Origin of the sequence: Bradyrhizobium sp. ORS 278 (assembly GCF_000026145.1) — a bacterium.
Classification (GTDB): Bacteria; Pseudomonadota; Alphaproteobacteria; order Rhizobiales; family Xanthobacteraceae; genus Bradyrhizobium.
The window spans coordinates 2,306,581-2,326,903 of the sequence record NC_009445.1; the positions used below are offsets into that span (position 1 = coordinate 2,306,581).

At 63.7% G+C, this 20,323-nt stretch carries 17 protein-coding genes and 1 tRNA gene; 7 read left to right on the forward strand and 11 right to left on the reverse strand.

Going from position 1 to position 20,323, the window contains the following annotated elements; translation table 11 throughout:
- Window positions 1-37 precede the first annotated feature (37 nt).
- The gene (locus tag BRADO_RS10210) at window positions 38-1,306 is read left to right on the forward strand and encodes a DUF892 family protein (RefSeq protein WP_011925240.1); all 1,269 of its coding nucleotides are present in this window, start codon (window positions 38-40) and stop codon (window positions 1,304-1,306) included.
- A 922-nt stretch (window positions 1,307-2,228) separates the two neighbouring features.
- Here BRADO_RS10210 and BRADO_RS10220 read toward each other — a convergent pair.
- Both BRADO_RS10220 and BRADO_RS34945 read right to left on the reverse strand, forming a co-directional pair.
- The gene (locus BRADO_RS10220; RefSeq protein ID WP_041756328.1) at window positions 2,229-2,486 is read right to left on the reverse strand and encodes a hypothetical protein; all 258 of its coding nucleotides are present in this window, start codon (window positions 2,484-2,486) and stop codon (window positions 2,229-2,231) included.
- Window positions 2,487-2,687: 201 nt separating this feature from the next.
- Entirely contained in the window at window positions 2,688-3,062 is a 375-nt protein-coding gene (locus BRADO_RS34945) for a hypothetical protein (protein ID WP_157872541.1), read from the reverse strand.
- A gap of 407 nt (window positions 3,063-3,469) precedes the next feature.
- Between BRADO_RS34945 and BRADO_RS10235 the strand changes: the two genes are divergently transcribed.
- On the forward strand, window positions 3,470-4,177 hold the full coding sequence (locus tag BRADO_RS10235) for a hypothetical protein (RefSeq protein ID WP_157872542.1): 708 nt from the start codon (window positions 3,470-3,472) through the stop codon (window positions 4,175-4,177).
- A gap of 727 nt (window positions 4,178-4,904) precedes the next feature.
- Here BRADO_RS10235 and BRADO_RS10240 read toward each other — a convergent pair.
- Window positions 4,905-6,683 (reverse strand): acyl-CoA dehydrogenase, encoded by a 1,779-nt coding sequence (locus BRADO_RS10240; protein WP_011925245.1) that lies wholly within the window; start codon window positions 6,681-6,683, stop codon window positions 4,905-4,907.
- A gap of 292 nt (window positions 6,684-6,975) precedes the next feature.
- On the opposite strand from BRADO_RS10240, the gene BRADO_RS10245 reads away from it, so the two are divergent.
- From BRADO_RS10245 to BRADO_RS10255, 3 genes are all read left to right on the forward strand, one after another.
- Window positions 6,976-7,050 (forward strand) — tRNA-Gln (locus BRADO_RS10245).
- A gap of 391 nt (window positions 7,051-7,441) precedes the next feature.
- The gene (locus tag BRADO_RS10250; RefSeq protein WP_011925246.1) at window positions 7,442-8,575 is read left to right on the forward strand and encodes a toll/interleukin-1 receptor domain-containing protein; all 1,134 of its coding nucleotides are present in this window, start codon (window positions 7,442-7,444) and stop codon (window positions 8,573-8,575) included.
- Entirely contained in the window at window positions 8,535-8,927 is a 393-nt protein-coding gene (locus BRADO_RS10255; protein ID WP_157872543.1) for a WD40 repeat domain-containing protein, read from the forward strand. Before BRADO_RS10250 ends, BRADO_RS10255 begins: the two co-directional genes overlap by 41 nt.
- Window positions 8,928-9,016: 89 nt before the next feature.
- On the opposite strand, the gene BRADO_RS10260 is transcribed toward BRADO_RS10255, so the two are convergent.
- The 8 genes from BRADO_RS10260 to gspD all read right to left on the reverse strand — a co-directional run bounded on the left by BRADO_RS10260 (window position 9,017) and on the right by gspD (window position 19,110).
- Window positions 9,017-10,576, reverse strand: a complete 1,560-nt coding sequence (locus BRADO_RS10260; RefSeq protein WP_157872544.1) for a hypothetical protein — start codon at window positions 10,574-10,576, stop codon at window positions 9,017-9,019.
- Between the two features lie 399 nt (window positions 10,577-10,975).
- Window positions 10,976-11,932, reverse strand: coding sequence for a GDP-L-fucose synthase (locus BRADO_RS10265; RefSeq protein ID WP_011925249.1), 957 nt, complete (start codon window positions 11,930-11,932; stop codon window positions 10,976-10,978).
- Entirely contained in the window at window positions 11,913-12,971 is a 1,059-nt protein-coding gene (gmd, locus tag BRADO_RS10270) for a GDP-mannose 4,6-dehydratase (RefSeq protein ID WP_011925250.1), read from the reverse strand. The genes BRADO_RS10265 and gmd overlap by 20 nt, the downstream gene beginning before the upstream one ends.
- Window positions 12,972-13,155: 184 nt before the next feature.
- Complete coding sequence (locus tag BRADO_RS10275) at window positions 13,156-13,995, reverse strand: Hint domain-containing protein (protein WP_011925251.1); 840 nt, start codon at window positions 13,993-13,995, stop codon at window positions 13,156-13,158.
- Between the two features lie 228 nt (window positions 13,996-14,223).
- On the reverse strand, window positions 14,224-15,153 hold the full coding sequence (locus BRADO_RS35715) for a Hint domain-containing protein (RefSeq protein WP_371259354.1): 930 nt from the start codon (window positions 15,151-15,153) through the stop codon (window positions 14,224-14,226).
- A 390-nt stretch (window positions 15,154-15,543) separates the two neighbouring features.
- Complete coding sequence (locus BRADO_RS10285) at window positions 15,544-16,209, reverse strand: transglutaminase-like cysteine peptidase (RefSeq protein ID WP_050780980.1); 666 nt, start codon at window positions 16,207-16,209, stop codon at window positions 15,544-15,546.
- A gap of 114 nt (window positions 16,210-16,323) precedes the next feature.
- The gene (locus tag BRADO_RS10290) at window positions 16,324-16,821 is read right to left on the reverse strand and encodes a tetratricopeptide repeat protein (protein ID WP_011925255.1); all 498 of its coding nucleotides are present in this window, start codon (window positions 16,819-16,821) and stop codon (window positions 16,324-16,326) included.
- A 30-nt stretch (window positions 16,822-16,851) separates the two neighbouring features.
- Window positions 16,852-19,110, reverse strand: a complete 2,259-nt coding sequence (gspD, locus tag BRADO_RS10295) for a type II secretion system secretin GspD (protein WP_244423002.1) — start codon at window positions 19,108-19,110, stop codon at window positions 16,852-16,854.
- A 340-nt stretch (window positions 19,111-19,450) separates the two neighbouring features.
- Here gspD and BRADO_RS10300 point away from each other — a divergent pair, with 340 nt between their 5' ends.
- Both BRADO_RS10300 and BRADO_RS10305 read left to right on the forward strand, forming a co-directional pair.
- Complete coding sequence (locus BRADO_RS10300) at window positions 19,451-19,939, forward strand: prepilin-type N-terminal cleavage/methylation domain-containing protein (RefSeq protein WP_011925257.1); 489 nt, start codon at window positions 19,451-19,453, stop codon at window positions 19,937-19,939.
- Window positions 19,917-20,315: a type II secretion system protein gene (locus BRADO_RS10305; protein WP_011925258.1), complete on the forward strand. Its 399-nt coding sequence runs from the start codon at window positions 19,917-19,919 to the stop codon at window positions 20,313-20,315. Before BRADO_RS10300 ends, BRADO_RS10305 begins: the two co-directional genes overlap by 23 nt.
- Window positions 20,316-20,323 lie beyond the last annotated feature (8 nt).

The window sequence follows — 20,323 nt, forward strand, 5'->3', positions numbered from 1 at the left end:
TCGCCCTTGCATCCTCCGCAAACGTCCGAGGCCTCCCATGTATCACCACGTCAAGAAGCTGATGTTCACCGTCCGTGTCGACGAGCCGGATCCGCGCTTCGGCAACATGCTGCTCGAGCAGTTCGGCGGCGCCAATGGCGAGCTCGCCGCTGCCATGCAGTACTCGATCCAGGGGCTGAATTGCGAGGATCCCGATCGCAAGGATCTGTTGATGGATATCGGCACCGAGGAGCTCAGCCATCTCGAGGTCGTCGGCACGCTGGCGCGCCTGCATCTGAAGCCGTCGAAGTTCGATCGCGAGGCCGCCGAGGCCGACCCGCTGATCGCGATCGCCGGCGGCGGCGGCGTGAACCTGTTCAACTCGCAGGGCAATGCGTGGACCGCGGACTATCTGAAGATCACCGGCGAGCTCGACGTCGACCTGCGCAGCAACATCGCCGCCGAGGCGCGCGCCAAGATCGTCTATGAGCGGCTGATCAATTTCACCGACGATGCCGGCACCAAGGACGCGCTGCAGTTCCTGATGACGCGCGAGATCACCCACATGAAGGCGTTCGCGATGGCGTTGGAGAGCATGAACAAGCCGGCCTTCAGCGTCGGCCGCATCGCGCCGACACCGGGCCTCGTCGATCAGTTCTTCAACGACTCCAGCGGCTCGGGCGATCACGGCGAGATCGACACCCGCGGCCCATGGAACGAGGGCGGCGACTGGGTCTTCACGGAATCGCCGGCGATCCAGGCCACCGAGAACGGTGCGTCCAGCGCGATCGTCACCGAGAGCTCGCCGCCGGTCGACGAGGCCGGCCTCGGCGATCTCCTGATCGAGGAGCTCAGAGACATCCTGCACGCCGAGAAGCAGCTCACCAAGGCGCTGCCGAAGATGGCCGAAGCCGCGCGCTTCGATCAGCTGCGCGAATTGTTCGAGCAGCATCTTGTGGAGACCGAGGCCCAGATCGAGCGCATCAACGCGTGCTTCGAGATGCTCGGCACGACCCCCAAGGCCAAGCCCTGCAAGGGCATGATGGGTCTGGTCGAGGAGGGGCAGGAGATCATCGCGCAAGGCGAAGAGAAGGAGGACGCCGCCGCCGACCTCGCCTTGATCGGCGCGGCGCAGCGCGTCGAGCATTACGAGATGTCCGGCTACACCACCGCCCGCAACCTCGCCTCGCAACTCCGCCACAGCGCCGTCGTCGCGCTGCTGTCGAAGTCGCTGGCGGAAGAGGAGAACGCCGATCAGCTGCTCAACCAGGTCGCAAGATCGCTGATGTCGGTCGCCAAGATGCCGGCCGCCATCGAGCAGGCGTGACGAGGGTGCAGGGCGGATGATCGCAGCGTCATCCGCCCTTGTCCCAGGGGAAGACAACGGTGACTCCCCTTGGCCAAATCGCCTGGGGGACGATGAGCTCGCGTCGTTTCTATTCATCAGTGCGCAGCTATCACCCCTCACCCTGAGGAGCCCGCCGGAGGCGGGCGTCTCGAAGGGCGAGGCAACCGGCGGGGCCTCATGGTTCGAGACGCGCAGCGTGCAATGATCTTGCCCCGCATTGCTCTGGTTGGCGCGGCGCTCCTCACCATGAGGGTCAGGTTTCAAGACCGGTGATACAGGCTGGTTGTCAGCAGCGTGCACGGAGAGCGCCGACGGGGCCAGCGTCTGCTCACCACGAGTACCGCACCACGCCCTTGCCGGCGCAGCTGCGGCTGACGCTGGCGAACTCGCCGTCGAAGGTCAGCGCGGCGGTTCCTCGACTTCATCTCCGCCGTTGCGCTCACCAGCGCGCGGTCGGCGGCCTGTTGCGCGCCGTTCACGACGAAGCTCGCGCCGGGCAGGGTTCTGGAAGGTCGGCGTCAGCGCGCGGCCGGCGCTGATTGCGTTGGCCCGGAATGCTGAATTCGATACCGAAGCCAATTATAGAGTCCGTGGTTTTAGAGCATTTCAATCGCAGAGCGATCAACCCGCATGGCCTGTCAACGCCGCCTCAGTGGAAGGTGCTCCGATGCGCGCCTCGAGTCGGTTGCGTCGTCCGTTTGGAGATCGTCATCGCCGCCCATGTCCCAGCCATCGCCGCCCAGGAATTCTCCGAGCGCGTGAAGCTCCCGTGCTGACGTGGCTTGCCGCGCAATGCACCACCCCCGGCATCGCAGCAGGAAAGCTGACCATCATGGCCAGGTATCGCGAGCGTGTAGATATGCGATGGTGCTGCGTGTCGCCGCGCGATCGCATCCTGGCCTTATTCCGTGTAGTTGCGCCATCGCTCCGCCCGCCGGACATGCACGGGCGTCAGGCAGCGCCTGGCGCGGTTGATCTGCGCATCGGTGGCGCCGCGGCTGCGCGCATACATCTCGGCAACCTCGGCCGTGTATTTCTCGACGTAATAGCGCACCTCCGAGCACGACATCCTTTTCTCCGGACCTGCTTCGTTCGCCGCCCAGACTTCGGATCCCATCGCCAGGATCATCATCCCCGCACCGATCACGCTCCGCAACATCCGATTGTCTCCCCCGCTGTCTTTCGCTGACTGCAAGCAGGCGTGACTCGGAGCGAAGGCGCAAATTAACAATGACGAGCGTATCACGTTGTCCGTACAGTGTGGCTTGCCGGCGTCACCTACCGTGATGGCATCGCAACGCCTGCAACCGGGGGCATCGCGCAGACATGATCCTCCGTGGAACTTCACAGGTCCCGCGCGTCACGCCAAATGCGGGGACATCAGCCGCTGCGCAAAGTCGCAGCTCGTCACCGCTGTGCTGCCGCCACTGCTCGTTGAGTTCGTCGTCACACCTTGCGCGTTATAGGTCTGTGCGCCCTTGGTGCTCGCGTCCGAGCTCGCTGCAGTCTTGGTCACCTCGATCGAGCCGTCGAAATAGGTGGTGGTTGTGATGGTGATGCCGTCGAGCGTGATCGAGACCTCGCTGACCACGGTCTTGCCCGACGACGAGCTGCCGCTGCCGGACGCGCTTTCAGACGTGCTGCCCGACGAGCTCGTAGCCGACGTCGATGCAGTAAATTGGGTAGCAGTCGCGGACTGGGCCGTGACAGCCGTGGTGACGGAGTTGATCGACATGGACGTCTCGCATCAAGAAGAGGGGCGGCGCTGCGCGGATGCGGAGCTCGGGCAATTGCCGGGCACTGGTGTGGCGCTTTAGTCTCCGGCGCATGACCCTCGCGCTTTCCGCCGCCGATCCTGCATGCCTCGGAACCGTCAGCGCAGCCCGGCCACCGCCGCGTGCTGCAGGTCGATTTTGCGGCGGACCGATTGCCGGGCGGATTGGAATGGCTTGGTATTTGAAGCAACAGAGCAGGCGGATCGGCGCGGCGCAATCCGCCATCGCAGTCAGCAGCGGAACGGCGATGGCCGCTCGTATTGGCGCGTGCTACGCGTGACTATCTTCGTTATCCCATTTTTTGCGATGAAGCCGCGGCGCGGATTGAGGCTTGAGGGGTTGCAGGCCCTCTGGAGGAGCTTCGAAGGTGAAGACATCGAAAGAGGCGTGGGGTGCAGCACAGCTCGGAAAGCACACCAAGCAGCGCTGGAGCGAACTGAGGCCCACCACGATCATGCGTCAGGGCATGCACGCGGCGAGTCGGCAGTTTGCGGTCGGGGGAGAGCAGCCAGTCGTACCCGGTCTGAGATTGGGAACGTCCATACACGGACTTTGGAAAGACGCTGGCGAACTGGCCATGATCCGGGTTTTTGCTCAACTCCATGACGAGCGGGTGGCGTCGATGTGGTCGATCGTCGATGGTCAAGAACGATCGGTTCACTTCGCGGATTTCGACATCATATCGACGTCGCAGCTGCTGTTTGGCCGGCCAGAGCAAACATGGCCCGTCATTGCGATCGACGACGTGGAACATCTGGACGCTGTGCTGCGGATGTATAGTGGTCTGATCGACGAGATCTGGCTGCACTTCGGGGGATACGATCGAGCGGGTTTTGAGGCTTTGGCGCTCTGGCTGATCAGCGCGCCGCGCGATGCGGGTCAGACCGTTCATGGGCTCGGCGGCGCCTGCGCAGCGTTCCTCTATGGGGTCAGGGACCGGGCATTCGAACTGCTGTGCGATCTGGAGTCATCCTGGAACGAGCGTCTGGCAAATGAGCCGGACCGTCCCGTCGTCGTCGAAGTTCATCGCTCAGTCATCGGATCTATCGAACGCGCCCGCGAGGCCTTCGGTTAGCTCGCAGCTGCCTCATCAGCCTCATGTCTGTGAAACGACAATCACGGCTTGACAAATTCGGCAAATCAGCATTATGGTCCATGCATTCCGTTGCGCGGCACGGGACGGTTCGCGGTCGTCATGGACGTTGGCAGCGGGATGCGGGGACGCGGGCGGGCGGCGTGTGATGAGCACGGACGAACGTTTGGTTCGCGGACGGTGAAGGCGTGTGGTTCTGATACTCCGACGCTAGTATCAACCCGTTGACGAAGCTTCGCTTCGCGCTGGACATGGTGGCCAGAAAGCCGGCGCACCAGGAAGAGCACGCTATAGCTTGTTAAAACCATCGCGCGGGGAAGGCCGGGTCTGTCCGGCTGGACCTGTGGTGACTGCCGCCTGCTTTTTGTTTGCAGGCGGGCCATGGCCTCAGCCGAGGCCCGGCCTTCCTCGCGCCCTCCACTTGGAGAGGGCGGGACTCGAGAGCATAGCTCGGGCGCGCAACGCGTCGCGAGAACGCGGATGCTCATCTCATCGCGGGGTGTTTGAGAGTGTGGATCAATGACTGCTACGTATGTGGGGCAGGGCGCGCGCCACACCCCAACTGTCGTCCCGGGCTAGACCCGGGACCCATAACCCCAGGGAGAAGTCCGGGGCACTGTCGTCGACCAGTTTCGCCTGGCCACATCAGCCGGTGGGTATGGGTCCCAGGTCAAGCCCGGGACGACACCGAATGTGTAGCGCTAGCGCGTCACGCCACCAGCACGGCGTCAGCGCCGAGCACTGCATCGGCGCCGTCGGTGACGGTCTTTTCCAGCGACGGCGCCTGCACGGCAAAATTCTCCGCGAAGAAGCGGGCCAGCGCCACGTGACGGGCACCGTCGGTTTCGTTCTCGCTGCGCGCGGCCAGCGCCTCGTTGGCCAGCATGCAGCCGCCGAGCGCGGAGCCGAACAGGCGCAAGTAAGGCGTGGCGCCGGCCAGTGCATCGTTCGGCGCGGTGCCGAGCTTCTCCAGCAGCCAGCGGCTGGAGCGGTCGAGCGCGCCCAGCGCGTCGCGCAGCTTGGTACCGGTCGTGCCGAAGGCCGGATCGTTCGAGGCCTCGACGCGGCGGACGATCTCGGTGAGCTCGTCGAGCAGCTTGAACACCGAGGCGCCGCCGTTGGCGCCCAGCTTGCGGGTGACGAGGTCGATCGCCTGGATGCCGTTGGTGCCCTCGTAGATCGCGGTGATGCGGGCATCGCGATAATGCTGCGCGGCGCCGGTCTCCTCGATGAAGCCCATGCCGCCATGGATCTGCACGCCGAGATAGGCGACCTCGTTGCCGATGTCAGTCGAGAACGCCTTCGCGATCGGCGTCAGCAGCGCGCCACGCGCGGCAGCCTCGGCACGCACGACGGGATCCTTGGCGCGCACCGCAACGTCGAGCGCGACCGCGGTGGCGTAGCAGATCGAGCGCGAGGCCGCCGTCAGCGAGCGCATCTGCATCAGCATGCGCTTGACGTCGGGATGGGCGATGATCGCGTCCGAGCCGGCGCCCTTGCTGCCGACCGCGCGGCCCTGGCGGCGCTCCTGCGCGTAGGCCAGCGCCTGCTGATAGGCGCGATCGGCGACGCCGACGCCCTCGAGGCCGACGCCCAGACGCGCCTGGTTCATCATCGTGAACATGCAGCGCATGCCGGCATTCTCTTCGCCGATCAGATAGCCGATGGCGCCGCCATTGTCGCCCATCGTCATGGTGCAGGTCGGCGAGGCGTGCATGCCGAGCTTGTGCTCGACGCCGGTGGCATAGATGTCGTTGCGGGCGCCGAGCGAGCCGTCGGCGTTGACGAGGAATTTGGGCACGAGGAACAGCGAGATGCCCTTGGTTCCGGCCGGCGCATCCGGCAGACGCGCGAGCACGAAATGCACGATGTTATCGGTCATGTCGTGCTCGCCATAGGTGATGTAGATCTTGCTGCCGGCGATGCGGTAGGTGCCGTCGGCGGCGCGCTCGGCGCGGGTGCGCAGCGCGCCGACGTCGGAGCCGGCCTGCGGTTCGGTCAGCTGCATCGTGCCGGTCCATTCGCCGGAGATCAGCTTGCCGAGATAGATCTCCTTCAGCTCCTCGCTGCCATGGGCGTCGAGCGCCTCGATGGCGGAGAGCGTCAGCAGCGGGCACAGGCCGAAGGCGACGTTGGCCGCGCTCCAGATCTCGGTGCAGGCGGCGTTGATGGCGAGCGGCAGGCCTTGGCCGCCATGCGCCTCGGGACCGGACACCGCGTTCCAGCCGGCCTCGGTCCAGCGCTTGTAGGCGTCGGGCCAGCCTGGCGCGGTCGTCACCTTCTTGTCGGCGAGCTTGATGCCGTTGATGTCACCGACCTTGTTGAGCGGGGCGAGCACGTCGGTGGCGAACTTGCCGGCCTCCTCGAGCACGGCGGCGGTGATGTCCGGCTCGAAATCGCCGTAATGGCCGGCCTCGACCGCCGCCTTCAGCCCGGCGCCATGGTTGAGGGCGAGCAGCATGTCGTTGAGCGGGGCGCGATAGGTCATGGCGTGTCCTCGGGGGCTTCGGAAGTGTGCCGGTTTGGCTGCCGTCATCCCATGAAACCGCCCGGGCCTCAACTTTTTCGCAAGGCGTTGCGGCGGGCCGCCGCAGCGATCCCGGCGGAATGGGATAAGGGCTTGCGAATATTGACGAATTGGGGAGCGGGGCGGATCACCCGCCGCCGGCGCAAAAATCCTGCGGCGCAGCGGTTGAAATGGACGGGCGCGCTCTGTAGACCTCGGACGCCGACCCGGAATCGCTTGGCGCCCGAGCGCCTGGCCTATCCGGCTGACCTGATGGGGCGTAGCCAAGCGGTAAGGCAGCGGATTTTGATTCCGCCATTCGGAGGTTCGATCCCTCCCGCCCCAGCCAGGATAGTTCCCATAATGTTTTTGCACGAAATCATATGCGGCCGGCTTGCGCTCCCGCGCATTTGGAAATTCGGTACCCTCCTCATTTGGAAATTCTGTGCTGGTTTGGTTTTCCGCCGGAGTTCGCCCCTCAAGGCAGCCCATTCAACACGCGGGTCCGCGCTACGCGGTCGCCGTCGACATGGACGTCTCGGGCATACTGCGGGGATGATGGCCTGCCTGCGCGCTGAAGTTGCCGTTGTCCGCGGCCATCAGCGGCTATCGGCTTTCCGGTTCGCCGTCGCGCCGAGGGGCGCCGCACTAAGTCTGCTGGTAGCCATTCCCAGTGGTAGAGCAATGATATATCATAACAGGGGCATCTCGCATCGGCGTGGGGTCGTTAGGCGGCCGCCATGAAGGTGTACATCTCGGTAGTTGCCAAGCGTCTCGTAACTGCTGCGCTGCGTCTGTTCTCGGGACGAAGCATGGGAGGACGCAAGCTCGCTGCAATCAACGCCGCCAAGCCGGCTTCTGCGGCCGCCGCAGCTGCTGGCAGGTTGAGCGCTTCGGTGCACAAGCTCAAGGCATTCATTTCGTATTCCCGGACCGATCTCGATTTCGCTGAAAGGCTTGTAGCTGCGCTCGAGGCGCGAAACATTGAGGTCCTGATCGATAAGCGCGATCTGCCGCTGCTCGAGGAATGGCAGCGCGAGCTCGCCGGCTTCATCCGCAAGGCCGATGCGGTCATATATCTGGTCAGCAGCGCGTCGATCGGATCGCGATGGTGCGAGTGGGAAATCGCCCAGGTCATCGCGTTGAATAAGAGGCTGGCACCGATCGTTGTCACAACATTGGCAGATAACGAGCCGATCCCCGACTCCATCGCCAAGATCGACTTTCTATTTTTTACGCCGCCGAACGACTTCGAAGCCCAGGCGGACAAGCTCGCCAAGGCTCTCGGCACGGATCTGTCCTGGCTCAAGGATCACACGCGGCTGGGGGAGGATGCGGCGCGCTGGAACGAGAAAGGCCGGCCGGGTGCGATGCTGCTAGGGGTCGGAACGGCAGGCGAAACACGCGTCATCGCCCTGAACTCGGGAACAACCGTGCAACGGTTCACCTTCGATGGCACGCCAAGATCGCTGGCGCTGAGCCCGAACGGCGCGTTCATGGTCGTCGAGACCAAGGACGATGTGCTCCGCCTCTTGCAGGTGACGCCTCCGGCGGACCTCGGGTCCTTCAGGCTCACGCGCGAGGAAGGCGCCCTCACGTTGACGGGAAGAGCTGCGATCGCATCGAACGGGCAGACGATCGTGGCCGAGGCGCGTCAAACCCAGGCGCGGCGCGTCGGGTTTCCGTCCGATCTACGCGTCTGGAATCCGCCGGCAGAGACCGAAGCTAGGGTCGTGGAGATCGGGGGCGACCGTTCCGGGCTCGCAACAACGTCGTGCGCGCTCAGTGATGACGCGCAGTGGGGTCGCCATCAATCTCCGCGCGGCAGTACGAGTGCGCAACATCGCCAGCGGACGCGACCTCGTGACGATTGACGGAACGAGCGGCGCGAAGGAGAGTCGCTGCCAATTCAGCCCCGACGGCCGCCACCTCGCGCTGATCGGGCTTAAGGATACGGTTCGCGTGTGGGAGGTGGGCACGCAGAGCGAGATCGCCCGCATCGAGACACTGCCCGACGTGAAATCCCTGCTGTTCAGCCCACGCGGACGGTATCTTGCCACTCTGCAGGAAAATGGAACGGTCAGAACCTGGCTCCTCCGCGGCGAGGATCTAGTGGCGGAAGTCTGCTCGCGGCTGACGCGCAACCTCACGGCGGATGACTGGAGAAGCTTGTTCGGCGGGGAGCCTTATCAGGCGACCTGCCCGGCGTTGAAAATCTCGGATTGACCAATAAGGGCCGGGTGCGCTCGCCGGCCCGACGGCAGCGCAGAACGGCTCAGACGCCGGGGCTTGAAGCCAGTCGAAAACGGATCCGCCTATCGCGCAGTAAATTGCCAGAAGGTCACGCCGAGCCCCAAAGTGCGGACGGGCAAGATCAGCCGTCCGTCCTGAACCGTGGCGGTGAATTCCTCCACGACCTGAAGCGTCGGATCCGGCCGTGTTGGTTGCAGAAGATAGGCCGCAAGGTTGCTCGTGTTTGCGTCGACGAGATAGCGCCGGACGTTGACGGCGCCGTCGAACGGCACGTTGTCGAACTCGACCGAGAACGTCTGCGGGGCGTCTATAAAGGTGCTGTTGTAGTTGAAGACAACGATCCCGGCGGATACTCCATCGCTCGCAGCGAATGCGTCCAACGCAGACGGCGCCGGGACCGTCGCGGCGCGGCGCTGGCCCGACATCATCGCGAACATCCGAAGCACATTTGCAACCGGCTTGGGCTGATAAGACGCAGCTCCGTCGATGATCATCTTGTGCATCAGGCTGGGCATGCCAATCAGGCCGGGATCGTAGCCAATGCCGTCGTGGAGCATGAGATAGGAGCCATCGGCAATGCCGAGGCGCACGGCTTCCTTCAAGAACGCCGCAGCCCAGGCGGCGCCCTTGTGCGAGTAGTTGACATCGCTGCTGGTGTCCACCGACGGCCCCCACTCGGACAGAAACAACGGCATGCTCGGACGATTGAGCTTCGCAAGCTTGGCGCGGATCGTCTGCACGAGGTAGGCGAGCGTAGTGTAGGAAGGCGCCTGCGGAATCCAACCGTTCTGAAAATCGCCGTAGAAATGAAACGAGAAGCGATCCAGGGGCGCCTGGAACCGGGCACCTCCGGTGACCGGATCGAAGCTGGCTGTCGGATCCAGGCTCTGCTCCAAAAAGCGCTCCTCGAGCGTCGGCAGCCCGCTTGGGGAATAATGATAGAAGCTCACGCTCGAGAAGGCCGGTCCGGCGATTTCGAGCATCCGTCCCGGGTAGGCGCTGCTGAAGCCGGCTTCGCTTCTGATCGCTTCGATGCGATCGGCGAAAATCTTCTGGATCGGCAGGAGACCGCGCGCGAGTCGGCGTGGATCCGTGCTGTAGGGGTAGGCCTGGTCGTCGACCACCGGCCACTCCTGAAGTTTGTAGGTGCTCGGATCGATCCACCAAAGGAAGCGTCCCCACGGGCCGAGCGGCAGCAGCGCGAACTGCGCGGGATCCGGCGGGGTCACGGCCTGAAAATTGACCGGCTCCGGTTCGGCGATGTCGAGCTCGTTGCTGCATTCGAACACGACTCTTTGCGCACCGCCATTGACCGCCGTGGGATCAAAGGCACGCTGCACGACGTGGCGAACCAATTGATCGACATAGGAGCGATAGCGGTCGAGCTCCGTCATGGACCAGGTCTCTGCCGGTCCGCTCTGAACGAAGCTCACAGGCATGAAGCTCGCTGCCGCGATATGCACCGACAGGCCGCTGCTGATCGCCCAATCGATCTGCGTGTCGAGAGGACCACAGCCGCCGGCGATGACGGGGCCGAACTGGCCGCTGGGATCGAGCTGCCGCTCACCGAAGCGGCCGTTGCTGTCGAGATCGCAAAGTGTGTCTGCCTGCAGCAGCCGCAATCGCCTCAGTCCGACGTCAGCGATCAACTGGCGCATCGGCGCGATGGTGCCGTCCTGCGGCGCGTTGGCGCCTTGGAAGATGTTCTTGAGCGTAGCGAGGTCGTCGCCACCGCTATCGGACACGATCGTGGCCGCATCGACCGCGATCGTCGCAACCGATGGAGTCGATGCAGCCGTTTGCGCAAAGCTGGCGGGATTGCTGAAACAGGTCACAACGAGAAGGGCGGCGCCGAGCCGTGTCCTGGAGGCGGAGAGTACCATCGTGTTTCGAGGCGAGAGTGGCGGCGAGCGGGGATCTCACCGTGTAGTTGTGGTACCATGATGGGGTGTCGCGGCGGTGACGCGCGAGTCAAGCTTTCACGACAGCGCTGCACGGCACCGCGCCGTTGTTGTCCCAGATCAGACCAGCTGGAGGGACGTCTCCGCGAGGTAGGCCCGATAGGCTCCCCTGATACCGTCTTGAAGCGAGGTTGTCGCCGACCATCCAAGGCTCGTCAGCCGGCCGACGTCGAGCAGCTTGCGCGGCGTGCCGTCGGGCCGCGACGGGTCGAAACGGATCCGGCCCTCGTAGCCGACGGCTGTCGCGACCATTGCAGCGAAGTCGGCGATGCTGATGTCCTCTCCGGTCCCGATGTTGACGAGGCCGGGCTCCGAATATGTCTTCATCAGGTGCACGCAGGCATCCGCCATGTCGTCGACATAGAGGAATTCGCGCCGCGGCTTGCCGGTGCCCCAGACGATGACCTCCGGCGCGTCCGCAAGCTTCGCCTCGTGGAAGCGGCGGATCAACGCCGCGACGACGTGGCTGTACTCGGGATGATAGTTGTCGCCGGGACCATAGAGATTCGTCGGCATGACGTTGATGAAGTCGGCGCCATACTGGCTGCGATAGGCCTCGACCATCTTGATACCTGCGATCTTGGCAATCGCATAGGGCTCGTTGGTCGGCTCCAGCGGACCGGTCAGCATCGCATCCTCGCGCAGCGGCTGGGCCGCGAGCTTCGGGTAGATGCAGGACGAACCGAGAAACATCAGCTTCTCGACGCCGTTCACATGGGCGGCGTGAATGACGTTGGTGGCGATCGCGATGTTGTCGTAGATGAATTCGGCGCGCAGCGTGTTGTTGGCGACGATGCCGCCGACCTTGGCCGCTGCGAGGAACACGACCTGGGGCTTCGCGCGCGCGAACCAAGCAAACACCGCGGCCTGGTCGCTCAGATCGACCTCGCCACGCGACACGGTCTGCAGTTCGACGCCCTCGCTTGCCAAGCGCCGCACCAGCGCGCTGCCGACCAGTCCGCGATGGCCAGCCACGAAGACGCGCTTGTGGGCGAGATCAAAGGTGGCGGGAGCCATGGGCGACCTCCCCCCGGGCGACTTGCAGATCGTTTGCGACCATTTCGCGGATCAGCTCGCTCAGACTTCGCTTCGGCCGCCAACCAAGCTTGTCGCGCGCCTTGCTGGCATCGCCGACCAGAAGATCCACCTCGGTCGGGCGGAAATAGCGCGGGTCGATGCGAACGACGGTTTGTCCGGATTCGCGGTCGACCCCGACTTCCTCGATCTCGCGGCCGCTCCACTCGATCTGGCGACCGACCTCGGCAAAGGCAAGCTCGACGAACTCGCGCACCGAGCGCGTCTCGCCGGTCGCCAAAACGAAATCATCGGGCTCGTCCATCTGGAGGATCTGGTGCATGCCCTCGACGTAGTCCCGGGCATGTCCCCAGTCGCGCTTTGCCTCGAGATTGCCGAGATACAGGGTGCTCTCCAGGCCCATCTCGATCCGCGCCACCGCCCGCGTGATCTTTCTCGTCACGAACGTCTCGCCGCGGACCGGGCTTTCATGGTTGAACAGGATGCCGTTCGCCGCGAACATTCCATAGGCTTCGCGATAGTTCACCGTGATCCAGTAACCGTACAGCTTGGCGCAGCCGTAGGGCGATCGCGGATAAAAGGGCGTGCTTTCCCGCTGCGGTGTCTCCTGGACAAGCCCGTAGAGCTCGGATGTGGATGCCTGGTAGAACCGAGTCTCGCGCTCCATGCCGAGAATGCGGATGGCCTCGAGCAGGCGCAGCACGCCAAGCGCATCTGAATTGGCTGTGTATTCAGGGCTCTCGAAGCTGACGCCGACATGACTTTGCGCCGCCAGATTGTAGATTTCGGTGGGACGGATCTGCTGCACCAGCCGAATAAGATTAGTCGAGTCGGTCATATCTCCGTAGTGCAGCAGGAAGGGCGTGTTGCCTTCGTGCCGGTCCTCATAGAGATGATCGATGCGCGCCGTATTGAAGGACGACGACCGCCGTTTGATGCCGTGGACGGTGTAGCCAAGGCCTAAAAGGTATTCGGAAAGATAGGCGCCGTCCTGTCCGGTGACGCCCGTGATCAGAGCCACTGGCTGTTTGGAACTCAAGTCGCATCCGCCCTTTAAGTCCGTCGGCCCCGCACGCCGCGCAGCGCTCGGTAACATCGAAGTATAACATGGACATGATACTCACGATCGAACGCGGCGCCGATCGACGCTCCGGGACACGTCGTGCGCGGGTGGACGGATCGGCCGTCCATCCGGCCTTGGCGGCTCAAGTCAGGGCTGCGGCCCGCAGGTCGAGCTTTGTCCTGATTTCGTCGAAACGGTGTGGTCCGAGCCAAGGGGACATCAGGCTGCGGGCCCGAGTCGCGAGTTCGCGGCCCGGACCGTTGCAGATGATCGGAGCGCAATGCGTTTCGGCAGTTTGGCTATCGCCGAATTCGCGCAGATAGCTGCTGAAGCTGCTTATGGTCTCGTCGACATGCAGCAAGGTCTCGCAAGGTGCGCCTTCCGCATGGATCACGTCGTGGCTGGCAAGCTTGATGTGGAAGAACTCCAGCATCTCGTGCCCGATGGCAGGATCGATGGTGATCGTCGAGCCGTTGACCAGCGCGCCGGCCGGCACGAGCAGGCCATCGAGCAGCAGGGCATGACCCTGGGTCACGAAGAGATCGCGCTTCGGAATATCGGGGCCGAGCGCCGACTTTGCGATGCGCACGGGACGGGCCGCAGCGGGCCAGGCTGCGCCCGGTTTTGCGCGGCGCCGGCGGAAGCTGCCAATCCATTGCACCGGGCGCAGGCCGCCGAACACGGTCGGCAGAACATCACCGGTTTCCAACTCCTCGATGGCGCGCTCACCGGTCGCGGTGGTGATGCGCGTCCCGCGGAGGAAGCAGAGATGGCCGTGGCCGCCGCCACCCTTTCCACCGCCACCGTAGCCGCCGCCGTTGTTGCCAGATCCGCTTCCACCGGCGAGAGCCTGCGACGGCAGTATTTCCGCCAGAAGCGGCCCTGCTGCCAGGGCGCATATCGCCCTCAGATCTCTTGCCAGGAATGCGCGGCGGGTCGTTCGGGCGTCCTGCTCAATCAAGTTGGTCACGTCGATCTCCAATCATCTGACGCGGCCGATAGCCGCACTCAATTCGCGATGGGAACTACGATGCAAGACAGAAACGCTGCTCTACGGCCCGAAAGTCTCATAGAAGTACGATACGAATAATATGGTCTTATGATGCATCGCAACCGGCGTTTGTGTTCGGTCCACAACAGAGCAACGCTCATGAGGGCGCAGATGTAAGGTGGACGGATCGCCTCCGTCCACCTCGACCCGATGCGTTGCTCAGGCGAGGGCTCTGGCGCGCAGTTCGAGCGTTGTCCTGATCTGATCGAACTGCTGCGGTCCGAGCCAGGGCGACATCAAGCTGCGGGCCCGGGTTGCGAGCTCGCGGCGCGGACCGTTGCAGATGATCGGCGCACAATGCGGCTGGGTGGTATGGCTGTCGCCGAACGCGTCGAGATAGCTGCTGAAATTGCTCATGGTCTTGTTCACGTTCAGCAGCGTTTCGCAAGGGGCGCCTTCGGCATAAATCACGTTGTGGCTGGCGAGCTTGACGTGGAAGAACTCCAGTACCTCTTTCTCAGAAGCCGGGTCGATTGTGATCGTCGCGCCGTTGACGAGCGTTCCGGCCGGGACCAACAGCCCATCGAACAGCAGCGCATGTCCCTGGGTGACGTAAAGATCGCGCTTCGGAATATCCGGGCCCAGAGCGGACTTCGCGATGCGCACGGGACGGGCAGCTGCCGGCCATGCTGCGTCCGGCTTGGCGCGGTATCGCCGGAAGCTGCCGATCCACTGCACCGGCCGCAGGCCTCCGAACACGGTGGGCAGAACATCGCCGGCGGCCAACTCTTCGATGGCGCGCTCGCCGGTGGCGGTCATGATGCGCGTTCCGCGCAGGAAGCAGAGATTACCGTGCCCGCCGCCGGCTCCGCCTCCGGAATGGCCGCCGCCGTGGTGGCCATCGCCGTGATGGCCGCCGCCATGATGACCGCCACCACCCCGATGGTGACCGCCGCGCCAACTGCCCCAGCCGCCCCAACTGTGCTCGCCCCCAGAGCCCCAATCAGAGCCGCGATCGCGGGCTAGCGCTTGCGTCGGCAGCATCTCGGCGAGGAGAGGACCCGCGGCCAGCGCGCAGATCGCCTTCAGATCTCGTGTGAGAAAGGCGCGTCGTGTCGTTCGCGCCTCCGGTTTCGGGAAGTCGGTCATGTCGATCTCCAATGATGTGTTGCGGCCCGCGAGCTGCGATCAGGTTGGACTGATTACGATGTGTTTTGGACGGAAAGGTTGCGATATACCGTCAACAGATATCATAAGTGCGCAGTGCAAATGATATCAATCGTCAAATGTAACACATCTGTGGGGCACGCGAAGGTCCGCAAAACTCCCGGACGAAAGATCAACCACAGTGGAGCGGCTATATGAGCTGAACTCTTGACCCTCGAGGTTTGGTGGCCCGATCTTGATCACGCAAAACTTGGCAGGCGCTTGATTCAGGCGTTGAATCAAAATGAATATGGCTGAATCGGCAGGTCGCAGCGGGGAAGGCCACGAGCAAGGCCCGTGAACAAAGATGGCCGCGCGGCGCCGTGAGCGGCTTCACGGTCGGACGCTGCTGACCTGCTCAGGCCGGGGTTGGCTGCTGGAGAATGCCAGCCAGACGTTGGGATCCTGCGAACTTTGTCGCAGCAGGTAGCGATAGCTCGTTTCGTACCAGAACAGGATTTCCGGCGTGAGGTTGTCCATGATCATCTCGCCGCGATCCGTGCGGACCGTCAGGACGGCGTGACGGTCGACCTCGCCCGTCCGGCCTTGGACCACGGTCACCAGCAGCGCGCCGGCAGGCCAGCCGGCCTCGCTGAGCAGGCGACGCTTGAGCAGCACGATGTCCTCGCAGTCGCCGCGGTCGAACGGCATCGCCCAGCGCTCCTCTTCGCCGTAGAGCACCTTGTCCGTCGTATATTTGACGCGGTCGTTGACGTAGGCGTTGATCACGTAAAGCTGCTGCAGCTTGTCCGGCGTGAGTTGCAGTTCGCCGTGGCCATCCGCGCTCGGACGACATTCCTGAGGCTGATCCGCGCAGAAGCGTAGCCAACCGCTTGGCGCCTTTGCGACGGCATCCAGCTTCGCGAAGAGAGCGGGGCGTGCGAGGAAGGCGCTCGCGGGATGGGCGCCGAGAGCGGCGCAGACCGCCACAGCAGCTGTTGCGCAGGCGCGTGTGATCGCGCGTCGCGCGGCCGTCGTCGAGGTGCCAAGCATCCACATCTGCCAATATCCGTCGGGCCTGATCGGCTCGATTGTGGCAGAGGGCCTTCTAGATCCGGCTAAGCGATTGCTTCAAATTGTTCCTAATGCCCGTCAATCTCGTAGCAAATTCGCTCAGAAATCCGACTCGCGCGGCCAGTGCAGCGCATGCCATTGCGCCAATGCAATCTGGTTCCGGGTCATTTTCGTGCCCACCGCGTTGCGTAGCCTGATGTATCGCTCGCGCAGGTGCATCGGTGCGCGGGCGGCGGCGAGGTTCAGCCATTTGTAGGCGGCGACATCGTCGCGCGGGACGCCATGTCCCTTGTCGTAGGCGAGGCCGAGAAGATACTGCGCCGTCGTGTCGCCCTGTTCCGCCGCGCGGCGATACCAGTAGGCAGCAGCATCATAGGCCTGGGGGACACCCTGGCCCGTTTCGTAGAGGAGACCGAGCATGGTCTGCGCCCGCGGGGTTCCCCGTTCGGCCATGGCGATCAGCAAAACGCCGGCGGCGCGAAAGTCGCCGTGTCCGATCAGACTGTCGACGGTGCGCAGCGAGGCCGCTTGACCATCTCGCGGTACAAGGAAGATGGCGACAAGACAAAACAGGAGAGACCTCAGCGTCCCCGGCATGATCTAACCCTCACCCCAAATAGTCGTCTATCAGCGCAGCCTCGTTGCGCTCCCCTGTCGGCTCTCGGCGTTGCCGAGTGAGCCCCTCAGCTTCGAGCGGACCTCCTCGGCAACAAAATTGGCGTCGACGCCGTCGCGAATGATCTGCGGGCGGATGAAGATGATAAGTTCGGTGCGCTGAACGTTATTGCCGCTTTGTGAGAACAGATCGCCGATGCCTGGGATCTGGTCGATGCCGGGAATCCCGTTTCGGGTGCGGTTCTGAGTGTCGCTGATTAGTCCGGCAAGCAGCACGGTCTGACCGCTGGCCACGGCAACAGAGCTGCGCAGCTTGCGGGTGGCAACCGTCGGGGTCAGGGAGTTGGTCGCACCGTTTCCACCGTTCGTTCCGTTCAACGCGTTGCTGATCTCCTGCTCGACGTCGAGCCGAACGTTGCCGTTTGCGTTGATGCGCGGCACCACGCGCAGGATGATGCCGGTGCTGCGATAGTCGGTGGTGCTCGCAACGGTATTGTTCCCCGTGAGCACCGTCGCGGTTCCGGTCTGGATCGGAATTTCGTTGCCGACCTGCAAGGTGGCGACCTGGTTGTCGATCACGACGAGAGAGGGATTGGAGAGCACCTTGACGTCGGTCACCGCGTGGAGCGCGCTCAGGATGAGGCGTGGCGTGGTGGCCGACCCGACCAGGAAATTGAAGCCGGGAATGGCGCGGTTCAGCACGACATTGCCTGCCGTGGCGAGGGCCGTGGAGGCCGCATCGCCGAAGGATCCGGTGTCGGGTTTGAGGCCGAGATCACGGCTCATGATGTAGGACTGCACGCCGAACTGAAGGTCATCCGTCAGCGTAACCTCCGCAATCGTCGCCTCGATCGCCACTTGGCGCTGTGGACGGTCCAGTTGGCGTACGGTTCTTTCGACGATGCTGTACTGCTCCTGGCTCGCATAGATCAGCAGCGAATTGTTCACGGAATCGGCGGTGATGCGGACACCCTCGAGCACGCCGCCGATGGAGCCCGTGCCGCCGACGCGGCCCGCGCCACCGGTGCTCGCTCCAGCCGGACCATCGAACAGGCTGCCCGCTTGGCCCTGAGCCGCGGTGCCGGTGGCTGCATTGCTGCCCATGTCAACGCCACCACCCGCGGCGGTCCCTGTGCGCGCGCTTGAGCCGTACCCGCCCCCTGACTGCCCTGGCGTTCCGACCGACAGCCGGCTCATGGGGCTGGAGCTGGAAGCGAGGCCCGATCCGGGCGCGATCGAGCCTCCGGTGCTATCGACCGAAGCGGCGCTCGCGGTGCTGCTGCCGAAGATCTCGTTGAGCGCGCGTGCAATCTGACGGGCCTCGCCATACTTCACATAGTAGACGTGAATCGACGAGCGTGCGTTATTGGTATTGTCTAGGCGGCCGATCCAGGTTTCGATCCGCTGCAGGATCTCCGGTTTGCGCGCGACCGCGAGAATTGCGTTCATGCGTCCGATCGGATGGAACCTGACGACATGTTGTGAAACGCCACCTTCACCGGAATCGATGATTTTTTCGAGCTCGGCGATGATCGGCTCGGGGTTGCTGTTCTGCACAGGAAAAATGCCGACCGACTGGCCGCGCATCCAGTCCATGTCGAAGCTCAGCAGCAGATCCACGGCGTTCCGCCGCTCGCTGCCAGTGCCCTGTACGATGATGAGGTTGCGGCTCGGGTCGGCCCGGAGCATGCCCTGCTTAGTGCCGAAATTCTCCACCAGCTTGGTGAGCATCTGCGCGGAGACATTCAGGACGGGGACCACGGAAATTCCGTAGCCCGGCTCGGTACGATCGGCTGTATCGACATTTCCGGTGCCGACCGCGTCCGCCTGCGGCATCAGACGATACGCGCCATTGTCGCGGATCAGCGCGATGCCGGCGACGCGCAGCGCGCTTTCCAGCGCGAACAGGACATCGGATTTGGGGATCGGCCGCCCTGATGACAGACTGATCGTTCCCTGAACCCTCGTGTCGACGACATAGCCGACTCCGAGCATGTCGCCGAGCACGATCTTCGCGACCGACGCGATCGCCGCGTTCTCGAAGTTGAGCTCAAGCTTGTCGCGACTGACGGTCGAACTCGTCCGCTCGTACGATGCGTCTGACGCGCGTTCCGCCGGATCTGGCGTGTAGATGATCGGCTTGCCGCGGCGGCCTGTGTCCACCTTGGCCTGGGAGACTTCGCTCGGCGATCGCGCCTGCAGATCGAGCGAGCGAACCTTGTCCAGCACATCGACGTCTCGCAGGTCGGTCTGGTCGGCCCCCCCGGACACGGTGTTGCATCCAACGAGCAGCACGCACAGGAGCGCGGGCCAAATTGACAAGCCAATGCGGCGTGATGTTCCGGCCACAGTCCGCCTCTGCTCTTACGCTACCATGAGTGACGGCCGTTGAGCACAGACGGCGAGGCCGAATGGCCCGCTTTTAGCCATGGTCTATGACAGTCGTATGTGACAATATGATCATAACGCTGAGTGTCGTATGTGAGTAACGTAATGCGTATCGCGCATGCCGCTGAGAGCTGTAGATCCGGATGTCACATTCCTGCGTGATCAGAAGGCGTAGGTAGGACGGCCACGTCAGGGCGTAGCAAGTCGGGAGCAATGGGCTGGCATGATTGTATCGGCAGGCGTGCCAATCAATCGGTTTGGACATGCGCAGTCCGGGATGACCATGTTGGAGATGGTCTGCGTGCTGGCGATCGTCGCCATGCTTGCAGCCATCGCGCTTCCCATGCTGCCAAGTTCGACGTCGCCATCGCGGCTGGAGGCGTATGCTATCGAGATCGCCGCGCTGTTGAAATCCGATCGCAATGCGGCATTCCAAGATGATCGTCAGGTGGCTGCCACGATCGATACGCGGGCGCGTCGGGTCATGTCCGGCTCGGGACCGCAGTTCGTCCAGCTTCCGGCCGACGTCGCCTTCGAGGCGGTGCTGCCGCAGCGTTGCAACGGCCAACCGGCCTCGTCGACGATCAGCTTTTTTCCGGCCGGAATGTCCTGCGGCGGCATCTTGCGGCTCGCCCGCGAGGGCCATGGCATCGAGATCAAGGTCAACTGGCTGACGGGAGATATCGATCTTGCGGCCCAGACCGTATCCTGATCACGGCAGCAATGCCGGGTTCGCCCTGATCGAGGCGCTGGTTGCGCTTCTTGTGATCGCCATCACGCTTTCTGCCATCGGTAGTCTCGCGGCGACCAACGCGCGTGGCGTCGATAAGCTGAAGCAGCATGTCGGGCTCGTCGCGACGGTCAGGTTGGTCGGCGCGGGGCTCCCGCGCGCCGGCGAGCCATTGCCTCAGCAACTCGCAGGCGAACTATCGGGGCACCGCTGGCAAATGCGGGTATCGCGGTTCGGCGACATGAGGGTCGACCAGTCGCGTTTCGTCCCAGCGCTCATCGAATTGCGCGTGCGCTCGGCCTCGGGCGCCATGCTGACGGTTGAGACCATCAGGTTGCAGAGCCGGGACGGATCGTGACGCATCGT

Excerpts from the sequence above, each read along its gene's own strand:
- BRADO_RS34945 (WP_157872541.1), bottom strand. The coding sequence starts at position 3,062 with ATGTCGATCAACTCCGTCACCACGGCTGTCACGGCCCAGTCCGCGACT.
- BRADO_RS10240 (WP_011925245.1), bottom strand. The coding sequence starts at position 6,683 with ATGACCTATCGCGCCCCGCTCAACGACATGCTGCTCGCCCTCAACCAT.
- BRADO_RS10285 (WP_050780980.1), bottom strand. The coding sequence starts at position 16,209 with ATGTGGATGCTTGGCACCTCGACGACGGCCGCGCGACGCGCGATCACA.
- BRADO_RS10250 (WP_011925246.1), top strand. The coding sequence starts at position 7,442 with ATGAAGGTGTACATCTCGGTAGTTGCCAAGCGTCTCGTAACTGCTGCG.
- BRADO_RS10265 (WP_011925249.1), bottom strand. The coding sequence starts at position 11,932 with ATGGCTCCCGCCACCTTTGATCTCGCCCACAAGCGCGTCTTCGTGGCT.
- BRADO_RS10210 (WP_011925240.1), top strand. The coding sequence starts at position 38 with ATGTATCACCACGTCAAGAAGCTGATGTTCACCGTCCGTGTCGACGAG.
- BRADO_RS10290 (WP_011925255.1), bottom strand. The coding sequence starts at position 16,821 with ATGCCGGGGACGCTGAGGTCTCTCCTGTTTTGTCTTGTCGCCATCTTC.
- BRADO_RS10300 (WP_011925257.1), top strand. The coding sequence starts at position 19,451 with ATGATTGTATCGGCAGGCGTGCCAATCAATCGGTTTGGACATGCGCAG.
- BRADO_RS10220 (WP_041756328.1), bottom strand. The coding sequence starts at position 2,486 with ATGTTGCGGAGCGTGATCGGTGCGGGGATGATGATCCTGGCGATGGGA.
- BRADO_RS35715 (WP_371259354.1), bottom strand. The coding sequence starts at position 15,153 with ATGACCGACTTCCCGAAACCGGAGGCGCGAACGACACGACGCGCCTTT.